This window comes from Halomonas sp. (assembly GCF_033549285.1).
GTDB lineage: Bacteria > Pseudomonadota > Gammaproteobacteria > Pseudomonadales > Halomonadaceae > Halomonas.
Map to the genome: position 1 here is coordinate 38,458 of NZ_JAWSUJ010000013.1, position 19,999 is coordinate 58,456.

The following is a 19,999-nucleotide window of genomic DNA, read 5'->3' on the forward strand; positions in this document are numbered from 1 at the left end:
CCCGGGTGCTGCACCCGGGCGTCTTCTTGTTGCCCCTCTGCGTGACCTCTTGCCCGACCAGCAAGATCGCTCGGCTAGCCCGGGAGTGTCAGTGGGTTGTCACCCCGGGCACAAAGGTGCGTCGTTCCAGGAGCCCCAGCAGGCTCGCCACTGTGGAGGTGAGCACCAGGTAGATCAGCCCTGCCCAGAGGAAGACCAGGAAGAAGTCCAGGGTGCGCGACCCGATATCCGAGGCAATGGACGTGATCTCCACCACGCCGATGGTATAGGCGATGGAGGTGAACTTGAGCTCGATGATCGCCTCGTTGGACCACTGGGGAATCACCCGGCGTAGCGCCTGGGGCAGCATGATATGGCGGATCGCCTGCCATTGGCTCATCCCGCATGCCCTGGCCGCCACAAGCTGTCCCTTGGGCACCGACAGCACCGAACCGCGGAAGTACTCGGCCTGGTACGCCGCACTGTTGAGGGTGATCGCGATCACCGCGGCGGTGAAGGCGTCGAAGACAATCCCCACGTGGGGCAGCCCCAGGTAGATGAAGAACATCTGTACCAGCATCGGCGTGCCGCGAAACAGCTCCACGTAGACGGTGCTGATCCAGTAGAAGAGCCGGTTGCCGTAGACCCTGGCCCAGCACAGCACCAGACCCAGGAAAAACCCCAGGGTGATGGCGATCACCCACAGCGAAAGCGTGACCGGTACACCCTTGAGAAGCTCAGGCAGCCACTCGATGCCAAACTCGATGAATTCCCGCATGGCTCACCCGTGCTCCGCGATGACGTTGAGGAAGGCCCGGGTCCGCTCGTGGGTGGAGTCGTTGAACATGGTCTCGGGTGGCCCCTGCTCGACGATGACGCCGTTCTCCATGAAGATGATCTCGTCGGCCGCCTGCCGAGCGAAACTCATCTCGTGGGTGACCACCACCATGGTCATGCCCTCGATGGCCAACTGCTGCATCACCCTCACCACCTCGCCGGTCAACTCCGGGTCCAGCGCCGAGGTAGGCTCGTCGAACAGCAGCACATCGGGGTCCATCGCCAGGGCCCGGGCAATGGAGACGCGCTGCTGCTGGCCACCGGAGAGCTCGGCCGGATAGGCGGCGGCCTTGTCACCCAGGCCGACCCGCTCCAGTTCACGATGCGCCCGCTGGGTAGCGGTTTCCTTGTCCGTACCATTGACCTTGATCTGGCAGATGCGCACGTTGTCGAGCACCGTCAGGTGAGAGAAGAGGTTGAAGTCCTGGAAGACGAACCCCATCCGTGCCCGCATGGCGTCGATGTTGGAATCCAGCACCTCATCGCCATTGAGGTAGATGCGCCCGGCATCCGGCACCGTGAGATGATTGATACAGCGCAGCAGGGTGCTCTTGCCGGAGCCGGAGGGGCCGATCAGCACCTTGGTCTCACCCTTTTTCAGACTGAAGCCGATGCCCTTGAGCACCTCGAGGCCGTCGTAAGCCTTCTTCACATCCTGCACGTCCAGAATCAGATCGTCGGCCATTATCGGCGTTCCTCTCGCATCATTTTTCGAAGCCCGGCACGGCCAGCTTGCGTTCAAGGGCATACAGCAGGCTGTTGCCTGTCCGGTTGAGGATGAAATACAGCAGCGCCACCACGGCAAATACCGTCAACACATTGCCCTGGGTACTGGTAATGATGTAATGCGCCTGCCGGGTCAGCTCGACCACCCCGATGACATAGGCCAGGGAGGTCTCCTTGATCTCCGAGGAGAACTCGTTGGTCCAGGGACCGATGGCATGCCGCGCCGCCTGGGGAAAGACGATATGGCGGATCGCCTTGACCTTGGACATGCCCATGGCTCGGGCGGCCATCATCTGCCCGGCTGGCACCGACTGGAAGGCACTGCGGAATATCTGCGACTGGTAGGCCGCCGAACGTAGCCCCATGGCCAGTATGGCGGCGCCGAAGGCCGAGATGTCGATAACACCCGAGATGCCATAGAAGAAGATGAACAGCATGATGATGATCGGCACACCCCTGAACACACGTTCATAGAGGGTCAGTGGCCACTGTACCAGCCGGGTCCTTGGGCCATAGAGCTGCACCAGGCAGATCGCCATGCCCAGCACGAAGCCGATCGTCAACAGGGCGGCCAACAGCACGATGGCCACCCCCAGCCCCTTCAACAGGAAGGGGAAATCTCGTAGCAGTACGTCGTAGATGTCCATGCCGACTTCCCTGACGTGACGGGCGCCCTCCCTGGTGGGAGGGCGCCCATGTCACGGCGACTTATTCGTTACCCAGCTCGGGAAGACCGGCCACCGGTTTCTGGTAGGTGTCGACGAAATCGGGCATGTGCCCCGGAATGGCAGGAACGGTGACACCGGGGATGTACTCGTCGACGATCTCCCCCCACTCTCCGGACTCATAGATGGCCAGGATCCCCTGGTTCAGATCACCGAGGATCTCCTGGGGGTCGTCCTTGGATACCGCCAACGCCAGCGGTGCGCGGATATAGATCTTGCCCGCCATCTTCACCGGCTTGCCGGAATTGATATACTCCTGAGCAGAAGTGTCATCAACGATGACCGAGGAGATACGACCGATCGCCATGTCATCCACGGCGGTGACATAGTTATCGTACTTGGCCAGCTCGACGTCGATATCGCTGGAATTCACCACGTTCTCTTCCATCCAGGCCTGCTGGGAAGAGCCGCCCTGCACACCGACACGGGCCCCGCAGCATACGGCGGTAAAGACGTTTAGATCGGAGTCTTCGGGCACCAGTACCACGTCGTTGGTTTCCCACCAGGGAATGGTGAAATCGATGTTTTCGCTACGCTCTTCGGTGACGGTGAGGCCAGTGGCGAGGATATCGATCTTCTCCGCCGCCAGTGCCGGAATCAGAGACGGGAAAGGCATGTCCTGGAACTCGATCTCGATGCCGACCTCCTCGGCAATCGCCTCCATGGCGTCGATGGCAATGCCCTTGAATTCTCCCCCCTCGACATAGGCCCAGGGCGGGAAGGAGGCCTCCACACCAACCGTGTAGGGATCCTGTGCAGAGGCGGTCGTGGCCAGTCCGCTGCCGATGACCATGGTTCCCATCAGGGCGGCAGGCAGAAGCGATGCTTTTATTCCTTTCATGACATTCTCGCGTGTTGGTGAGTTTTATTATTCCGCCACTTCAATATGAGTGTGCCGTTTCACGACTGTCAAATCACCAAAGGGACGCCCCTGCGCAGCAATCCAGCATGACGACTGCTCCCGCCACGTCCAGAGCCCCACCGGGGATAGTAACCGGACGGCCTATACAGAGACGCCCGGGTGCTGCACCCGGGCGTCTTGTTGTCTGCCTGGCGAATGGCGGCGTTCAGGTTCCGCAGAAGGTACGGAAGACGGCCTCGGTGGGCGGCGCCGGCTGGGCATACGCCTCGCGACCGGGCTGCTCGGTGAAGGGGTCGGCCAGCACCTCGCGCAGGGTCTCGAAGGGCGCGAAGTCGTCCTCGGCGGCGGCGGCCAGGGCCTCCTCCACCCGGTGGTTGCGGGGGATATAGAGCGGGTTCACGGCGCGCATCCGCGCGGCGATGGCCGCCGGGCCGGCGTCCTCTCGGGCCAGTCGCTCGCGCCAGCGCGGCAGCCAGGCGCGCAGCCCCCCGTCGTTCCCGAACCGCTCGAGCAGCGCGGGAGCGTCCTCCTCCACCGCCTCGGCGAGGCGGCGGAACGCCAGGGTGAAGTCGGCGCGACCGGCCTGCATGGCCTCGAGGAAGGCATCAACCAGGGCGCGGTCGCCCTCCTCTTCCTTCGCAAGCCCCAGCTTCTCGCGCATCACCGCCAGCCACTCGGCCTCGTAGAGCGGCTCATAGCGCTTGATGAGCCCGGTGGCGCGCGCCACCGCGCGCTCCTGGTCGACATCGATCAGCGGAATCAGCGTCTCGGCAAGGCGCGCCAGGTTCCACTGGGCGATCCACGGCTGGTTGCGATAGGCATAGCGGCCGCCCTCGTCGATGGAGCTGAACACCGTGGTCGGGTCATAGGCCTCCATGAAGGCGCAGGGGCCGTAGTCGATGGTCTCGCCGGCGATGCTGCAGTTGTCGGTGTTCATCACCCCGTGGATGAAGCCGAGCCCCATCCACCTGGCCACCAGCCTCGCCTGGCGTGCGGCCACCGCCTCCACCAGGGCCAGGTAACGCTCTCCCTCGTCCACCTCGGCGAGCTCGGGATAGTGGCGCTCGATGGCCATCTCGGCCAGGGTGCGCACCGCCTCCACGTCCTCGCGCGCGGCGAAGTACTGGAAGGTGCCCACGCGAAGGTGGCTGGCGGCGACGCGGGTCAGCACGGCGCCGGGCTCCGGCACGCGCCGGAACACCCGCTCGCCGGTGGTCACCGCGGCCAGGGCCCGGGTGGTGGGCACCCCCAGCACATGCATCGCCTCGCTGACCAGGTACTCGCGCAGCACCGGGCCCAGGGGCGCGCGGCCGTCGGCGCCCCGGGAGAAGGGGGTCATGCCGGCCCCCTTGAGCTGGATGTCGCGCAGCCGGCCCGCGCGGTCGACCACCTCGCCGAGCAGCACCGCCCGGCCGTCGCCGAGGCGCGGGTTGAAGTGGCCGAACTGGTGGCCGGCGTAGGCCTGGGCAACGGGCTCGGCGCCTTGCGGCACGGCGTTGCCGGAGAACCACTCGGCGGCCTGGTCCGCGTCGAAGGCATCCAGGTCGAAGCCCAACTCCTCGGCCAGCGGCCGATTGAAGGCCACCAGCCGCGGGGCCTTCACGGGCACGGGTTCGAAGCGCAGGAAGAAGTGCTCGGGCAGGCGCGCGTAGCGAAGGGTGAACTCGGGAAACATGGCGACTCCGATCGACGGCCGAGGCAGGGCCTGGGAATTAATACCCGAGTATAACGCTCGGGATTGTGGCTTTCGACCTGTCACCACCCCGCCGGCCTAAGGCGAGGGGGTCGGCCGGCGAGAGCTGCTCGCGGATCAGCTCGGCGAGGCGCCGGGCCGGCTCGGTGGGCCGCCGTGCGGCCCGGTGCAGGGCCAGCTCCACGGCGGGCAGCGGCGGCAGGCCGCTCGACTCGTCCAGGGCGCGCAGCTGTGGCGTCAGCATGCTGCGGGTCACCACCACGATGGCCAGCCCCGCCTGCACCACCGGCCCCAGGCCGACCATGGACTGGCTCATGTAGGCCACCCGCCAGTCGCGACCGGCGGCGGCCAACGCCTGCTCCGCCACCTCGCGGAAGAGGTCGGCCCCGGGGGAGTAGAGCCCCAGGGGCAGCGGGTCGGAGAGCGCGGGCTGACGCTCCAGCCCCACTGCCCATACCAGCGGCTCGCGGCGGATCATCTCGCCACCGGGCGAATTTCGCTGGCGGGTGACCAGCGCCAGGTCCAGTTCGTCGGCGCGTACCCGCTCCATCAGGTGGGCGCTGGTGCCGCAGGTCACCTGGAGGCGCACCTCGGGGTAGAGCTGGTGGAACCAGGAGAACACCGAGGTGAGCAGGCTGGCGTAGTCCTCGGGAATCCCCAGGTTCAGCTCGCCGGTGACGCGCCGCGCCCGCATGTCGGCCAGCGCCTCGTCATTGAGCGCCAGCAGCCGGCGGGCGTGGCCCAGCAGCCGGTCCCCCTCGGCGGTGAAGCGCAGGCGGCGCCCCTCCCGCTCGTGCAGGGCGACGCCCAGCGCGCTCTCGAGGCGCTGCAGCTGCATGCTGACGGTGGATTGGGTATAGGCCAGGCGCCGCGCGGCCGCGGTGACGCTGCCGGTGTCGGCGACGGCCACCAGGGTGCGCAGCAGGCCGAGGTCGAGGGTCGGGGCACGCATGGATACATCACCATTCTTGATGAATTGGATCAACAAAGATCGTTATCGTGATGAATATGGCATGGATAGCATGGCGGCACCATCTCCCCCACACCTGTCCACACGATAGCGGAGGCCACGACCATGCAGCTCCATACCACACGGCTCATTCGCTCCCCCTGGCTCGGTGGCAGCGCCGCCGCACTGGCGGTGATGCTCTGGGCACTGGTACCGCTGCTGGTCACCGGGGCGGGAGAGCTTCCGCCGCTGCGCCTCGCGGCACTGGCGCTGCTCGCCGGGGCGCTCGGCACCCTGCCCATGGCACGTGGCGGGAATCGCCGCGGCGCGAGGCTCCCCGGGAGCCATGGCCTGCTGGTCCATGCCGGGGTGCCGCTGCTAATGGCCGGCGCCGTGGGCGCCTGCTTCGCCAGCTTCTCGCTGGCGCCCCCCGCCGAGGCCGCGCTGATCACCTACACCTGGCCGGTGCTCTTCCTGCTTGCGAGCCGTTGGCGGGTGCTGGGGCGCCTGCCGCTGGTCACCCTCGGCGGGGCCCTGCTGGCGTTCTCGGGCGCCGCGCTGCTGGTCGCGCCCCAGGCCTTGGCGGGCGGCTTCTCCGGCGCCTGGGGCGGCTACGGCCTGGCACTTGTAGCGGCGCTGTGCTGGGCGCTCTACTCCCTGGCCTGCCAGGTCCCGGGCTGGCGCCTCGGCGAGCGCATGCCGCACCTGCTGCTCACCGCCAGCGTCATGACCGGCCTCGCCAGCCTGGTGCTGGAGGGGGTCAGCGAGCTGCCCTCGCCCCCGGCGCTGCTGGCCACCGCGGCCCTGGGCCTGGGCCCCTACGGCATCGCCATGCTCGCCTGGGACCGCGCCATGCGCGACCCCCAGGCCCAGCGGGTCGGCAACCTGGCCCACGCCGTGCCGGTACTCGCCACGCTGTTCCTGGTGCTGGCCGGGGTCACCACCCCGGACTGGCGGCTGCCGGTGGCGGCGGTGCTGGTGCTCGCCGGCAGCATGACCGCCTCCCGCTGACAGCGGGGCAGGTTGCGATACACTCAGGGGAGAGCCGTTCCGCAAGCCCTGCTCGAGGCAGGGCCTTGCTCGCCACCCTGGAGGCCAGACCATGAGCCGCGATGTCTCTTCCGATCACTACCTGGACCACTACCACCCGCCGGGCAGCGACGCCCTGGGCCTGGTGCGCATCCACGCCAGCGCCACCGGCATCACCGGGATCGAGTTCGTCGAGACGGCGGACGTCCCCGCCCGGCCGAACGCGCTGACCGAACGCGCCCGGGAGCAGCTGGCCGACTACTTCGCCGGGGCCCGCCATGACTTCGACCTGCCGCTCTCGCCGACCGGCACCGACTTCCAGCAGCGGGTCTGGGCGGCACTCGCCACCATCCCCTTCGGCGAGACGCGCAACTACGCCGAGATCGCCGAGCAGCTGCGCTGCAAGGGGGGCCAGCGCGCCGTGGGCGCCGCCAACGCGAAGAACCCCCTCGCCATCGTGGTGCCCTGCCACCGGGTGATCGGCAGCGACGGCCGCCTGACCGGCTATGCCGGCGGCATCGGGCGCAAGCAGTGGCTGCTCGCCCACGAGGCGGGAGAGGTCCCGCTGGGGCTGCTCTGAGGGGAAGGAGTGCGTCCGCCCGGGGCGAACGACGCCGTCAGACGGCGTCGAGCTGGGCCCCGAAACGGCGCACGCTGGAGACGAAGTCGCTGAAGCGCTCGCCCTGGATCACCACGTGCTCGCGCAGCAGGCGCTCCGCCCGCTCGGCATCGCCGTGCTCGATGGCCGCGAGGATCTCGCGGTGCTCGTCCAGGGAGCGCCCCATGCGCTTGCGGACCTGCAGCTGCAGGCGCCGGTAGGGCTTGAGGCGCTGCTTGAGCTGGCGCGCCTCCTCGGCCAGGAAGGCGTTGTGGCTCGCCGCGTAGATGGCGTGGTGGAAGCCCTCGTTCTCGTAGTAGTACTCGTCGGGATCGCCGGCCTTCGCCGCGGCCTCGCAGCGCACCAGGGCCTCGCGCAGGGCACCGAGCTCCTCCTCGGTGATACGCCGCGCGGCTAGGCGTCCGCACATGCCCTCCAGCTCCGCCATCACCTCGAACATCTCGACCAGCTGGTCGAGGCCCACCCGGGCCACGAAGGTGCCCTTCTTCGGCGTCACCGTCACCAGGCCGCTGGCCACCAGCTGCTGGATGGCCTCGCGCACCGGGGTGCGCGACACCTCGAAGTCGCGGCACAGGGCCTCGGGGTCGAGGCGCTCGCCGGGCGCCCGGCGGCCATTGATGATGTCGTCCTCCAGCGCATCACGGAGCCGCTGGGCGTTGGAGCGTTTCATGCGCTTTCCCCCTCCTTCCCTGCACCGGTTCGACGCTGAACGCGGCAGGGCTTCCACCTTTGTCTAGCCCGCTCGAATTGACACTAGTATAGCCAAGGGTCTATTGAAGTATACATCAGCAACGCTGATGGACATTTCACTCCACAACAACGCGATCCACAACACCACAATCCACAACAACAACGTCTCTGGAGATGCCATGAAACCCTCACTCACTCCCGTCGTGGCGGGCCTGGCCCTGGCCGCCATCGCCGCAAGCTCCACCGCCTCCGCCCAGACCGTGCTGCGCGCCTCCCACCAGTTCCCCGGCGGACAGGGGGACGTGCGCGACGAGATGGTGCAGATGATGGCCAAGAAGGTCGCCGAGGCCGACGTCGGCCTGGAGATCGAGGTCTACCCGGGCCAGTCGCTGTTCAAGGCACGCGAGCAGTGGGCCGCCCTCTCCCGCGGTCGCCTGGACATCACCGCCCTGCCGCTCGACTACGCCAGCGGCCGCCACCCCGAGTTCTCCGCCACCCTGATGCCCGGGCTGGTGCGCAACCACGAGCACGCCCAGCGCCTCAACGACTCCGAGTTCATGGGCATGATCAAGGACGTGATCAACGAGGGCGGCGCCCGGGTACTGGCCGACGCCTGGCTGGCCGGCGGCTTCGCCTCCAGCCAGAACTGCATCACCTCGCCGGAGACCGTCGACGGCCAGACCTTCCGCGCCGCCGGCCCGGCCTTCGAGCAGATGCTGGAGGGCGCCGGCGCCTCGATCGCCTCCATGCCCTCCTCGGAGATCTACACCGCGCTGCAGACCGGGGTGCTGGATGCCGCCAACACCTCGTCGATGTCCTTCGTCTCCTACCGCATCTACGAGCAGGTGGAGTGCCTCACCGAGCCCGGCGAGCACGCCCTGTGGTTCATGTACGAGCCGATCCTGATCTCCGAGCAGAGCTGGGAGGGGCTCAACGAGGAGCAGCAGCAGGCGCTGAGCGCCGCCGCCGAGGAGGCCGAGGCCTTCTTCGCCGCCGAGGCCGCCGGCCTGGACCAGCAGATGGTCGAGGTGTACGAGGAGAACGGCGTCGAGGTGGTCAGCATGAGCGAGGAGGACTACAACGCCTGGCTGGAGATCGCCAAGGAGACCTCCTACAAGAACTTCGCCGAGAACGTCCCCAACGGACAGGCCCTGATCGACGCCGCCCTGGCCGTCGAGTGAGCCGGTTCTTCTCAGCCATCGACACCGGCCCCCGCGGCCGGTGTCCCTGACTCCGGGAGGACGACATGGCCATGGCCAACCCCTCGACCCGCTCCAGACGATCGCCCCTCATCCACGGCTACATCCGCCTGATGGATATCATCTCCCGCGCCTCGGCCTACCTCGCCGCCGTCATGTTCGTGGCCGGCGTGCTGGCCATCTGCCACATGGTCTTCGTGCGCTACGTGCTGGGCATGAGCACCAGCTGGCAGACGGAGTTCACCATCTTCTCGGTCACCGGGGCCATGCTGATGGGCAGCGCCTACGTGCTGATGACCGGTGGCCATGTGGCCATCACCCTGCTCCCCGACCTGGTCGGCGGCATCACCCGCAAGGCCATGTACTGGGTCTCCTCGCTGTTCGGCTTCGCCTTCTGCGCGGCGCTGGCCTACGGCAGCTGGATCTACGTGGCCGAGGCCTTCCACGGCCAGTGGACCACCGGCACGGTCTGGAACCCCATCCTGTGGCCGGCGCTGCTCCCCGTCTCCGTCGGCGCCACCCTGCTGACGCTGCAGTACGTGGCCGAAATGCTGCGCGGGGAGTCCTGACATGGATCCGATCACCCTCGGCATCATCGTCGCCGTCGCCCTCGTCGCGCTGATGGCCATCGGCACCCCCATCGCCTTCGCCCTGGGCGGTGTCTCGCTGGTCGCCCTGCTCTACGACCGGGGCCTGCCGGAGCTCACCTACTTCGGCGAGACCTTCTTCGAGCGCCTCGCCGAGTTCGGCTTCGTGGCCATCCCGATGTTCATCCTGATGGGTGCCGCGGTGGCCTCATCGCCCACCGGCCGCGACCTCTACCGCTCGCTGGACCTGTGGATGGGGCGCCTGCCCGCCGGCCTGGCGGTCTCCAACATCGGCGCCTGCTCGATCTTCGCGGCACTCTCCGGCTCGTCGCCGGCCACCTGCGCGGCCATCGGCAAGATGGGCATTCCCGAGATGCGCAGCCGCGGCTACCCGGACGGCGTCGCCGCCGGCTGCATCGCCGCCGGCGGCACCCTGGGCATCCTGATCCCGCCCTCGGTGACCATGATCATCTACGGCATCGCCAGCGAGACCTCCATCGGCCGGCTGTTCATCGCCGGCGTGGTGCCGGGCTTCATGCTCGCCGGCCTGTTCATGATCTGGACGGTGATCGCCTGCAAGATGGCCGGGGGCTACAACAACCCCCTGGGCCAGGCCGCCGGGCAGATGAAGGAGACCATCAAGGCCAACGTCGACACCAACCTCAAGGCGCTGGTGCGCGTGCTGCCCTTCCTGGCCGTGGTGGTGGGCATCCTCTTCGCGCTCTACGGCGGGGTGGCCACGCCCTCCGAGGCGGCCGGCGTCGGCGCCTTCCTGTGCCTGGCACTGGCCATCGTCATCTACCGCATGTGGCAGGTCGGGCCGATCAAGCTGATCATGCGCGACTCGCTGCGCGAGAGCGTGATGATCATGCTGGTGATCGCCTGCGCCGAGGTGTTCGCCTACGCGCTCTCCTCGCTGTTCATCACCCAGACCGTGGCCGGCGCCATCGCCGACCTGGAGGTCAACCGCTGGGTGCTGATGGCGGTGATCAACCTCTTCCTGCTGGTCGCCGGCTTCTTCCTGCCGCCGGTGGCGGTGATCGTGATGACCGCGCCGATCCTGCTGCCGATCATCCTCTCCGCGAACTTCGATCCCTACTGGTTCGCGGTGGTGCTGACCATCAACCTGGAGATCGGCCTGATCACCCCGCCGGTGGGGCTCAACCTGTTCATCATCAAGGGCATCGCGCCGGACATCTCGCTGCGCGACATCCTGATGGGCAGCCTGCCCTATGCGCTGTGCATGGTGCTGGCGATCGTCCTGCTGTGCTTCTTCCCGGGTATCGCCCTGTGGCTGCCCGACCTGCTCATGGGCTGACGGAGTCGCCATCATGAACATGACCTTCCTGCAGGAGATGTTCCAGTCGATCACCCAGCGCGACGCCCTGCTGCGTCGCCGCCAGGGCGACGGGACACCGCCGGACCATCGCCGCCTGGTGGAGGCCTGCCAACGCCTGCTGGAGAGCGACGGCGAGGCCTCGAGCATCGCCCTGGCCAGCCGCGCCCTGGGCATGTACCAGCGCCTCGTGCCGGAGGAGCGGCAGCGCTTCTTCGAGCGGCTGGCCAGCGACTTCGCCGCCGAGCCGGAACAGATCGACGCGGCCTACGCGCGCTATGCCGAGCAGCGTGACAACGAAAGCCTGGAGGCGCTTTTCGAGGCCTGCGAACCGCGCCGCCAGGAGCTGATCCGCCGCCTCAACCTGACCAGCGGCGGTACCGTCGAGCTGGTGCGCATGCGCGAGGACCTGCTCGGCCTGCTGCGCGAGCAGCCCGAGCTCTCGGCCATCGACGCCGACTTCGCCCACCTCTTCGGCTCCTGGTTCAACCGCGGCTTTTTGATGCTCAAGCGCATCGACTGGGACACCCCGGCCTCGATACTGGAGAAGATCATCCGCTACGAGGCGGTGCACGAGATCCGCGACTGGGACGACCTGCGCCGCCGGCTGGATGCCCGCGACCGGCGCTGCTTCGCCTTCTTCCACCCGGCGATCGGCGACGACCCGCTGATCTTCGTGGAGGTGGCCCTGCACAAGGGGCTGCCGGCCCGCATCCAGCCGATCTTGTCTGGAAAGAGTGCCGGCGAGGATGCCGGCATCGACGACCCCGAACTCGCCGACACCGCCGCCTTCTTCGGCATCAGCAACTGCCAGACCGGCCTGCGCGGCATCTCCTTCGGCAACTTCCTGATCAAGCAGGTGGTCCAGGAGCTCAAGCAGGAGCTGCCCCAGCTCAAGCACTTCGTCACCCTCTCGCCGGTGCCCGGCTTCGCCCAGTGGCTGGCCGAGCGGCGCGACGACGAGACCCTCCCCGAGGCGGTGCGCGAGTCTCTGGCCGAGCTGGAGGCGCCGGCATGGCACGAGGACGCCGAGCGGGCCGAGCGCCTGAGGGCGGTGGTCAAGCCGCTGGCCGCCCGCTACCTGGTCGAGGAGAAGAACGCCCGCGGCCTGCCGCTCAACCCGGTGGCCCGCTTCCACCTGGGCAACGGCGCCGAGTTGCACCGCATCAACTGGCTGGGCGACGTCTCGGCCAAGGGCCTCAGGCAGGCCGCCGGCCTGATGGTCAACTACCTCTACGTGCTCGACGACATCGAGCGCAACCACGAGAACTACACGGCCAACGCCACCGTGGCCCGGTCGAGCGAGGTCAAGGACCTCGTCCGCAAGGCCAGGAAGCTGGTCAAGGGAGAAACCGCCAAATGAACCAGAACCTCTTCGCCACCTTCGCCCGGAGCATGCGCGAGCGCGGCGACGCCGACTTCATCACCACCCGCGAGGGCCGCGGCTACAGCCACGCCGAGACCCTGAGCGCCACCGAGCGCCTGGCCGGCGCCCTGGTCGAGCTGGGCGTGACGCCGGGCGACCGGGTGGCGGTGCAGGTGGACAAGAGCCCCGAGGCGATCCTGCTCTACCTGGCCACCCTGCGCGTGGGCGGGGTCTACCTGCCGCTCAACACCGGCTACACCGGGGAGGAGATCCACTACTTCCTCGCCGATGCCGAGCCGGCGCTGTTCGTCTGTCGCCCGCAGGATGCCGAGAACGCCCGCAGCATCGCCGCCGACACCGGCTGCCCGCAGGTCGCCACCCTCGGCACGGCGGCCGACGGCAGCCTGATGGAGGCGGCCGAGAAGGCCACGCCCCGCGACGCCATCGTCGAGCGCGACGACAACGACCTGGCGGCGATCCTCTACACCTCGGGCACCACCGGGCGCTCCAAGGGGGCCATGCTCACCCATCGCAACCTGGGCTCCAACGCCGCCACCCTGGTCGAGGCCTGGCGCTTCAGCGAGGAGGATCGGCTGATCCATGCCCTGCCGATCTTCCACACCCACGGCCTCTTCGTGGCGTGCAACGTCACCCTGATGGCCGGCTCCAGCATGCTCTTCCTGCCGAAGTTCGATGCCGACGTGATCTTCGAGGAGCTGCCCCGCGGCACGGTGCTGATGGGCGTGCCAACCTTCTACACCCGGCTGGTGGCCGACGAGCGCCTGACCCCGGAAGTCACCGCCAACATGCGCCTGTTCGTCTCCGGCTCGGCGCCGCTGACCGCCGAGACCCACCAGGCGTTCGAGCAGAAGACCGGCCATGCCATCCTCGAGCGCTACGGCATGACCGAGACCAACATGAACATCTCCAACCCCTACGACGGCGAGCGCCGCGCCGGCACCGTGGGCATGCCGCTGCCCGGCGTGGAGTACCGCATCACCGATCGCGAGACCCACGAGCCGGTGCCAAAGGGCGAGATCGGCATGCTGGAGATCCGCGGGCCCAACGTCTTCGTCGGCTACTGGCGCATGCCCGAGAAGACCCGCGAGGAGCTCCTCGAGGACGGCTTCTTCGTCACCGGCGACCTGGCGATGGTCGACGAGCGCGGCTACGTGCACATCGTCGGCCGTGACAAGGACCTGGTGATCTCCGGCGGCTACAACGTCTATCCCAAGGAGGTGGAGCAGGTGATCGACGAGCTCGAGGGCGTCCACGAGTCCGCGGTGATCGGCCTGCCCCACCCCGACCTGGGCGAGGGGGTGACCGCCGTGGTGGTGCCCGAGCCGGGGGCGAGCCTCGACGAAGCGCGGGTGCTCGACCACCTGCAGGGCCAGCTGGCCAGGTACAAGCAGCCCAAGCGGGTCTTCTTCGCCGACAGCCTGCCGCGCAACACCATGGGCAAGGTGCAGAAGAACCAGCTGCGCGATCAGTACCAGGACACCTACCGCTGAGGGGCACCCGTGCCGACCACGATCCGTTACTACTACACCCACGTCTCGCCGTGGAGCTACCTGGGCCATGCGCGCCTCGGCGAGATCGCCGCCCGCCACGGGGCCAGCATCGACTACGTGCCGATCACCCTCGGGGCGATCTTCCCCAGGACCGGCGGGCTGCCGCTGGCCAGGCGCGCCCCGGAGCGCCAGGCCTACCGCATGGCCGAGCTCAGGCGCTGGCCACAGCGGCTGGGCATTGCCCTCAACCTGGAACCGGCGCACTTCCCCACCGACGACCGCCCGGCGGCCCGACTGGCGCTGACGGCGAAGGCACAAGGGCATGACATCGCCGACCTGTCGCTTGCGCTGATGCGGGCCTGCTGGGCCGAGGAGCGGGACATCGCCGACCCCGAGACCCTGCGCGAGATTGCCGAGGCCTGCGGGCTGGACGGCGCGGCCCTGCTGGAGGACGCCGAGAGCGAGGCGGGCCAACGGCGCCTGGACGAGGCCTGCCAGGCCGCACTGGCCGATGGCTGCTTCGGGGCGCCCTGGTACCTGCTCGACGGCGAACCCTTCTGGGGCCAGGATCGCCTGGACCTGCTCGAGGAAGCCCTGGAGAACAGATGATGACGCAACCGCCTGCCGCCCTGGCCGATGTCAGGGCCCTGACCTTCGATGTCTTCGGCACCGTGGTGGACTGGCGCAGCAGCGTCATCCGCGAGGGCGAGGCGCTGGGCGAGCGCCTGGGCCTGACGGTGGACTGGGCGGCCTTCGCCGACGCCTGGCGCGGCGGCTATGCGCCGGCCATGGACCGGGTGCGCCACGGAGAGCTGCCCTGGACACGCCTCGATGACCTGCACCGCATGACGCTGGACCGCCTGCTGGAGGAGTTCGGTATCAGTGATGCCCTCGACGAGGCCGAGCGGGAGCGCTTCAACCGGGTCTGGCATCGCCTGGAGCCCTGGCCGGACAGCGTCGGCGGGCTGGCCCGCCTGCGCGAGCGCTACGTGCTGGCCACCCTCTCCAACGGCAACGTCTCGCTGCTGGTGAACATGGCGAAGCGCGCCGGCCTGCCCTGGGACTGCGTGCTCTCGGCGGAGCTCGCCGGCCACTACAAGCGCGACCCCGAGGTCTACCGGATGGCCGCCCGCCTGCTCGACCAGCCCCCCGAGCGGGTCCTGATGGTCGCCGCCCACATGGACGACCTCCAGGCCGCCCACCGCGAGGGCTTTCGCACCGCCTTCGTCCCGCGCCCCCTGGAGCACGGCCCCGAGGCCACGCCCGACCTCAGCGTCGACCCCTGCGTCGACCTGGTGGCCGACGACTTCCATGACCTGGCCGACCTGCTCGGCCTTCCTGCCGGATCAAGCCGATGAGGATCGTCATCCCCGACGACTACCAGGACGCCGTGCGCCACCTGGACGCCTTCGAACGGCTGGCCGGGCACGAGGTCACCGTCTTCCACGACACCGTGAGCGAGCTGGACGCCCTGGCCGAGCGCTTCCAGGACGCCGAGGCGCTGGTGCTGATCCGCGAGCGCACGCCGATCACCGCGGAACTGCTCGACCGCCTGCCCAACCTGAAGGTGATCAGCCAGACCGGCGGCGGCGCGGCCCACGTGGACCTCGCCGCCTGCCGGGAGCGCGGCATCGCGTTGATGGCCGGCACCGGCTCGCCCCATGCCGCCGCGGAGCTCACCTGGGCCCTGGTGCTCGCCGCCATGCGCCATATCCCCGAGGAGGTGGCGAACCTCCGAGCCGGGCGCTGGCAGCGCACCCTGGGTACGGGCCTGAAGGGCCGCACCCTGGGCATCTTCGGCTACGGCCGGATCGGCCAGCTGGTGGCCCGCTATGGCCAGGCGTTCGAGATGGAGGTGCTAGTGTGGGGCCGGGAGGGCACGCGGGAGCGTGCCGCCGAGGCGGGGCTCGAGGTCGCCGGTAGCCAGGCCGAGCTCTTCGCGCGCAGCGACGTGCTGAGCCTGCACCTGCGCCTGAACGAGGCGACCCGCGGCATCGTCACCGCCGAGGACCTCGCGCGCATGACGCCTTCGGCGCTGCTGGTCAACACCGCCCGCGCCCCGCTGGTCGCGCCGGGGGCGCTGGAGGTGGCGCTGCGTGCCGGCCGCCCGGGCATGGCCGCGGTGGATGTCTTCGAGGAGGAGCCGCTCATCGCCCACCCGCTGCTCGAGCTGCCCAACCTGCTCGCCACGCCGCACCTGGGCTACGTGGAGAAGGACAGCTACGAGCTCTATTTTGGCGATGCCTTCGACAACCTGCTGGCCTTTGCCGACGGCGAGCCGGTGACCAACCTGGCCGGCTGAGCGCGGGCGGTCAGCCGCCGCGCTGCTGGCGACTCATGGCGCTGCCAGAGGCGGGGCGCTCCACCTCGAAGAGGTCGGTGCAGCGGGCGTAGTCGTTGCCGGCCATGCGCCCGATGGGCCTGAGCCCCTCGGCGTCCACGTGGCGGCCGTCCCACAGGGCGTCGTCGACGTGGATCGACACCACCTCGGCCAGCACCAGGTTGCCGGCCAGCGGCTGGTCGCCGAAGCGGATGATCTCGCGCAGCCGGCAGCCGAAGGCCACCGGGGCGCCGGCCACCCGCGGCACCGAGACGCCGGGCATGGCGACCTTCTCCAGGCCGGCGTGGACGAACTCGTCGTCGCCGTGCTCGAGCCCCGCGCTGGTGGCGTTCATCTCCTCGACCAGCCCCTCGCCGCTGATATGCACCACGCACTCCGCCACCTCGTCGAGGTTGCGGATGGTGTCCTTGGGACTGGCGTCGCCGTCGAGCAGCGGCGAGAAGCCCAGCACCGGCGGATTGACGCTCACCACGTTGAAGAACGAGAAGGGTGCCAGGTTGGTGTTGCCCGCCGCGTCCCGGGTCGAGACCCAGGCGATGGGGCGCGGGCAGATGCTGCCCGAGAGCAGGCGGTAGATCTTGCCCGGGCTCAGCCCGCGCTCCTCCAGCAGGTAGTCGCTCATGGTGTGGTCTCGCTTCAGGGATCGGGCCCGGGAGTGTCGCCTCCGCGGGCCTCGGTTGTCCAAGGTCAGCCGACGCGACTACTCGAAGCTGGTGCAGACGGGCGCCTGCTGGGCGGGGTCGTGGGCCACCTCGAGGCTGACCGGTTCGCTGACGTCGGTGAGGGCAGCGCGCCACTGGTGGTCGACGTTCACCGGGTCGCAACTCCCTTCGCTGCCGCCGCCGAAGTTGGAGTCGATCCAGTAGTGGATGTCGTAGAGCCGGCCCTCCTCCAGCGCTCCGGGGAAGGTGAAGGAGAAGGCCGGCGGCTCCTCCGCCGCCACGGTGCCCTGTTCGGTGGCCACGACCTCGCCGGCCGCCACGTCGTAGAGCGCCACCCGGATGGCCTGGCCGCCATGGGGCGCGATGAAGGTGCCGTCGCCGGTGAAGGTGAGGTCGTGGCCCTCACTGGCCAGGGCGGGGCCCGCCGCGAGCAGCAGGCCGATGGCCAGCGGGCACGAGACGCGTCTGGCGAGGGTGTTGAAGCCTGTCATGGGATGCCTCCTTTCGGGTCGTCGGGAATGACGTTGGCCGCGTTACGGCCTGCTTTCCAGCATAGTCCACGGCGCCATGGCCACGGGAGGCGCCGCCAGGTGCTCATGAGGGAGTTTCGTCCTGCCATGCCAGGAAGGTGTGATAGTCCTGGCGCACGCAGTCGGCATAGCTCAGCGCCAGGGTGGTTACCATGTCCACGCAGCGCTCGAGCCGTCCCTCGACGCAGCGACCGACGGCGCGGGCGAAACACCCGGGATCGTCGGGGCTCAGGGCATGGGCGCCGCGCAGGTGCTCCCGGGCCAGGATGCGCCCCCACTGCCTGACCAACTGGCGGTAGGGCTTGGCGCCGTCCAGCTTGTGGGTCGGGAAGTCCTCCTTGTAGGGCGAGCGCTCACGCACCGAGAACACCGTGTCGCCCAGGTGCAGCCACCCCAGGTAGGGGTCGGGGTGCTCGGCGATGGCGGTGAAGGCGGCCGCGTGGCGCAGCCCCTCGTGGGGAAAGGCGCGGCGCCAGGCACGCTTCTCGGCGCCGTCCATCAGCCGCCAGCCCTCCGGCGGGGTCTGCTGCTTGATATCGAGGATGACGTCGTCGTGCTCGTGGTCCTGCCCGCCCTCGATCAGCACATAGAAGCGCTCGAGGCCCAGCGAGCCGGTGCCGGCATCGAGGCGCCGGGCCATGTCCTTGACGCGGAAGTGCCCCGCCTCTGCCTCATGCCGGGCACCGCCCAGGGTCTGGCGGTACTCCTCCTCGACCGCCTTGCGCAGCTGGCTGGCCAGGTGCGCCGGCAGGGCCGCCAGCTTCTCGGGGCGCTCGGCGAAGTGCCGGCCGTCGTCGCTCAGCACGGTCCACTTCTCGAGCATCTTCGCCCGGCCCTTCTTCCTGCCCACCTTCTTCATGAAGGGCCCGAGCGGCCCCCTGGCGGTGGCCAGGGTCACCGCGCCGGGCACCTCGCCCTCCACGTGGCCGGCCAGCTCGTCGTGGTAGCTGGTGACCAGCGCCTTCAGCGCCTTGCGAACGGCCTTGCCGGACAGGCCCATGTTCTCCCGGGCATCCAGCACCAGGCTGATGGCGAGGCGCCACAGGTCGTACTGGTAGTCGCCGATCATGGCGTCGTCGAAGTCGTCCATGCCGTAGCGCACGGCGTCGTCATGGTGGCCGTAGGCGCCGAAGTTGTAGGCATGGGCGTCGCCCTGCAGCCAGGTCTGGGTCTCCGGCAGGCCGCCGAACAGCGCGAAGCGCCAGTCGTGCCAGACGTCACGCCAGTAGAGGTGGTTGGTGCCGCGGAAGAAGCGATAGGGCGACTCGGCGAGCTTGTCGTACTTCGTGGCCCGGTCCTGGTCGGAGAGCGGGGCATTGGCCGCACGGATCTCGTCGAGGACCTGGCGGGCGCGATTGTGGCGGGTCAGCGGTTGGGTCATGTCGGGATTCCCTTCGTCGGCGGGCGCGAGGGCCAGTCAAGCAGGCCCCCGGGAAAGTGACAAGGACGCAGGGCAACCCGCGCCCCGCGAATATGGCACCATTGTGGAGACCGCTCCGGCACCCAGCGAAGGAACCGCGCCATGCCCGCCCTCGACGACGCCGCCCTTAAGCCCGGCTTCATGGTGATCCACGGCAACCGCCTGGAGGCCCTGCGCGGCCTGGCGGTGGAGTGGATGCGCCGCCACCCGCTGGGGCCGCTGGAGAACGAGACGATCCTGGTGCAGAGCAACGGCATCAGCCAGTGGCTCAAGCTCGCGCTCGCCGAGGACCGTGCACACGGCGGCGCCGGCATCGCCGCGGCCCTGGACGTCACCCTGCCGGCGCGCTTCCTGTGGCAGGCATACCGCAGTGTGCTGGGAGAAGAGCAGGTGCCGCCGGTCTCCCCCTTCGACAAGCCGCGGCTGGTGTGGCGGCTGATGCGCCTGCTGCCGGCCCTGCTCGACGCCCCCACCTTCGCCCCCCTGGCGCGCTTCCTGGAAGACGACGACGACCTGCGCAAGCGCCACCAGCTGGCCGAGCGGCTGGCCGACCTCCTCGACCAGTACCAGGTCTACCGCGCCGACTGGCTCGCCGCCTGGGCGGCGGGCGAGGACGTGATCCTTTCCGCCCGCGGCGAGGCGCGTCCGCTGGCCGAGGAGCAGCGCTGGCAGGCCGAGCTGTGGCGCGCTCTCAGGGATGACATCGGCCCCGAGGGCCTGGCCTCCAGCCGCGCGGCGGTGCACGAACGCTTCCTCGAGGCATGCCAGAAACTCGACCCGGGGAGCCCTCAGCTGACCGTTGGAAAGGCCCGTCCGCCCGGCCTGCCGCGCCGGGTGATCGTCTTCGGCATCTCCTCGCTGCCAGCCCAGACCCTGGAGGCGCTGGCCGCCATGGCGCGGGTCAGCCAGGTGCTGCTCTGCGTGCACAACCCCTGCCG

The 19,999-nt window shown here is 68.9% G+C and carries 21 protein-coding genes; 11 read left to right on the forward strand and 10 right to left on the reverse strand.

Annotation, left to right across the window (positions count from 1 at the left end; genetic code table 11):
• Nucleotides 1-88: 88 nt before the first annotated feature.
• From SCI24_RS04850 to SCI24_RS04875, 6 genes are all read right to left on the reverse strand, one after another.
• A complete protein-coding gene (locus SCI24_RS04850) occupies nucleotides 89-757 on the reverse strand; it encodes an amino acid ABC transporter permease (RefSeq protein WP_106230754.1) in 669 nt (222 codons plus the stop codon).
• Nucleotides 758-760: 3 nt separating this feature from the next.
• On the reverse strand, nucleotides 761-1,501 hold the full coding sequence (locus tag SCI24_RS04855; RefSeq protein ID WP_318724306.1) for an amino acid ABC transporter ATP-binding protein: 741 nt from the start codon (nucleotides 1,499-1,501) through the stop codon (nucleotides 761-763).
• Nucleotides 1,502-1,520: 19 nt separating this feature from the next.
• Complete coding sequence (locus SCI24_RS04860; RefSeq protein ID WP_318724307.1) at nucleotides 1,521-2,189, reverse strand: amino acid ABC transporter permease; 669 nt, start codon at nucleotides 2,187-2,189, stop codon at nucleotides 1,521-1,523.
• Between the two features lie 61 nt (nucleotides 2,190-2,250).
• Entirely contained in the window at nucleotides 2,251-3,108 is an 858-nt protein-coding gene (locus SCI24_RS04865; RefSeq protein WP_133636015.1) for an ABC transporter substrate-binding protein, read from the reverse strand.
• A gap of 226 nt (nucleotides 3,109-3,334) precedes the next feature.
• Nucleotides 3,335-4,804, reverse strand: a complete 1,470-nt coding sequence (locus SCI24_RS04870; RefSeq protein WP_318724308.1) for a protein adenylyltransferase SelO — start codon at nucleotides 4,802-4,804, stop codon at nucleotides 3,335-3,337.
• 37 nt (nucleotides 4,805-4,841) lie between these two features.
• Entirely contained in the window at nucleotides 4,842-5,774 is a 933-nt protein-coding gene (locus tag SCI24_RS04875) for a LysR substrate-binding domain-containing protein (RefSeq protein ID WP_318724309.1), read from the reverse strand.
• A 123-nt stretch (nucleotides 5,775-5,897) separates the two neighbouring features.
• Here SCI24_RS04875 and SCI24_RS04880 point away from each other — a divergent pair, with 123 nt between their 5' ends.
• Together SCI24_RS04880 and SCI24_RS04885 are read left to right on the forward strand one after the other, a co-directional pair.
• Nucleotides 5,898-6,782, forward strand: a complete 885-nt coding sequence (locus SCI24_RS04880) for a DMT family transporter (RefSeq protein WP_318724310.1) — start codon at nucleotides 5,898-5,900, stop codon at nucleotides 6,780-6,782.
• A 91-nt stretch (nucleotides 6,783-6,873) separates the two neighbouring features.
• The gene (locus SCI24_RS04885) at nucleotides 6,874-7,380 is read left to right on the forward strand and encodes a methylated-DNA--[protein]-cysteine S-methyltransferase (RefSeq protein ID WP_318724311.1); all 507 of its coding nucleotides are present in this window, start codon (nucleotides 6,874-6,876) and stop codon (nucleotides 7,378-7,380) included.
• 37 nt (nucleotides 7,381-7,417) lie between these two features.
• Here the strand turns inward: SCI24_RS04885 and SCI24_RS04890 are convergent, their stop codons facing one another.
• The gene (locus tag SCI24_RS04890) at nucleotides 7,418-8,089 is read right to left on the reverse strand and encodes a GntR family transcriptional regulator (RefSeq protein ID WP_318724312.1); all 672 of its coding nucleotides are present in this window, start codon (nucleotides 8,087-8,089) and stop codon (nucleotides 7,418-7,420) included.
• Between the two features lie 199 nt (nucleotides 8,090-8,288).
• On the opposite strand from SCI24_RS04890, the gene dctP reads away from it, so the two are divergent.
• From dctP to SCI24_RS04930, 8 genes are all read left to right on the forward strand, one after another.
• The gene (gene dctP, locus SCI24_RS04895; RefSeq protein ID WP_318724313.1) at nucleotides 8,289-9,290 is read left to right on the forward strand and encodes a TRAP transporter substrate-binding protein DctP; all 1,002 of its coding nucleotides are present in this window, start codon (nucleotides 8,289-8,291) and stop codon (nucleotides 9,288-9,290) included.
• 65 nt (nucleotides 9,291-9,355) lie between these two features.
• Nucleotides 9,356-9,877, forward strand: a complete 522-nt coding sequence (locus tag SCI24_RS04900) for a TRAP transporter small permease (RefSeq protein ID WP_318724314.1) — start codon at nucleotides 9,356-9,358, stop codon at nucleotides 9,875-9,877.
• 1 nt (nucleotide 9,878) lies between these two features.
• Nucleotides 9,879-11,213, forward strand: a complete 1,335-nt coding sequence (locus tag SCI24_RS04905; protein ID WP_318724315.1) for a TRAP transporter large permease — start codon at nucleotides 9,879-9,881, stop codon at nucleotides 11,211-11,213.
• A gap of 13 nt (nucleotides 11,214-11,226) precedes the next feature.
• Entirely contained in the window at nucleotides 11,227-12,594 is a 1,368-nt protein-coding gene (locus SCI24_RS04910; protein WP_318724316.1) for a malonyl-CoA decarboxylase, read from the forward strand.
• Complete coding sequence (locus SCI24_RS04915) at nucleotides 12,591-14,108, forward strand: malonyl-CoA synthase (protein WP_318724317.1); 1,518 nt, start codon at nucleotides 12,591-12,593, stop codon at nucleotides 14,106-14,108. The genes SCI24_RS04910 and SCI24_RS04915 overlap by 4 nt, the downstream gene beginning before the upstream one ends.
• Before the next feature lie 9 nt (nucleotides 14,109-14,117).
• The gene (locus tag SCI24_RS04920) at nucleotides 14,118-14,717 is read left to right on the forward strand and encodes a 2-hydroxychromene-2-carboxylate isomerase (protein ID WP_318724318.1); all 600 of its coding nucleotides are present in this window, start codon (nucleotides 14,118-14,120) and stop codon (nucleotides 14,715-14,717) included.
• Nucleotides 14,714-15,466, forward strand: coding sequence for a haloacid dehalogenase type II (locus SCI24_RS04925; RefSeq protein ID WP_318724319.1), 753 nt, complete (start codon nucleotides 14,714-14,716; stop codon nucleotides 15,464-15,466). The genes SCI24_RS04920 and SCI24_RS04925 overlap by 4 nt, the downstream gene beginning before the upstream one ends.
• Nucleotides 15,463-16,410 carry a D-2-hydroxyacid dehydrogenase family protein gene (locus SCI24_RS04930; protein ID WP_318724320.1) on the forward strand — a complete coding sequence of 316 codons (948 nt, stop codon included), beginning with the start codon at nucleotides 15,463-15,465 and terminating at the stop codon, nucleotides 16,408-16,410. The genes SCI24_RS04925 and SCI24_RS04930 overlap by 4 nt, the downstream gene beginning before the upstream one ends.
• 10 nt (nucleotides 16,411-16,420) lie before the next feature.
• On the opposite strand, the gene SCI24_RS04935 is transcribed toward SCI24_RS04930, so the two are convergent.
• The 3 genes from SCI24_RS04935 to SCI24_RS04945 form a co-directional block, all read right to left on the reverse strand.
• A complete protein-coding gene (locus tag SCI24_RS04935) occupies nucleotides 16,421-17,071 on the reverse strand; it encodes a flavin reductase family protein (RefSeq protein WP_318724321.1) in 651 nt (216 codons plus the stop codon).
• Between the two features lie 78 nt (nucleotides 17,072-17,149).
• Nucleotides 17,150-17,602 (reverse strand): hypothetical protein, encoded by a 453-nt coding sequence (locus SCI24_RS04940; protein WP_318724322.1) that lies wholly within the window; start codon nucleotides 17,600-17,602, stop codon nucleotides 17,150-17,152.
• A 103-nt stretch (nucleotides 17,603-17,705) separates the two neighbouring features.
• Nucleotides 17,706-19,022, reverse strand: coding sequence for a DUF2252 domain-containing protein (locus tag SCI24_RS04945; protein ID WP_318724323.1), 1,317 nt, complete (start codon nucleotides 19,020-19,022; stop codon nucleotides 17,706-17,708).
• 141 nt (nucleotides 19,023-19,163) lie between these two features.
• Here SCI24_RS04945 and SCI24_RS04950 point away from each other — a divergent pair.
• A partial coding sequence (locus SCI24_RS04950; RefSeq protein WP_318724324.1) for an exodeoxyribonuclease V subunit gamma occupies nucleotides 19,164-19,999 on the forward strand: 836 nt, incomplete at its 3' end.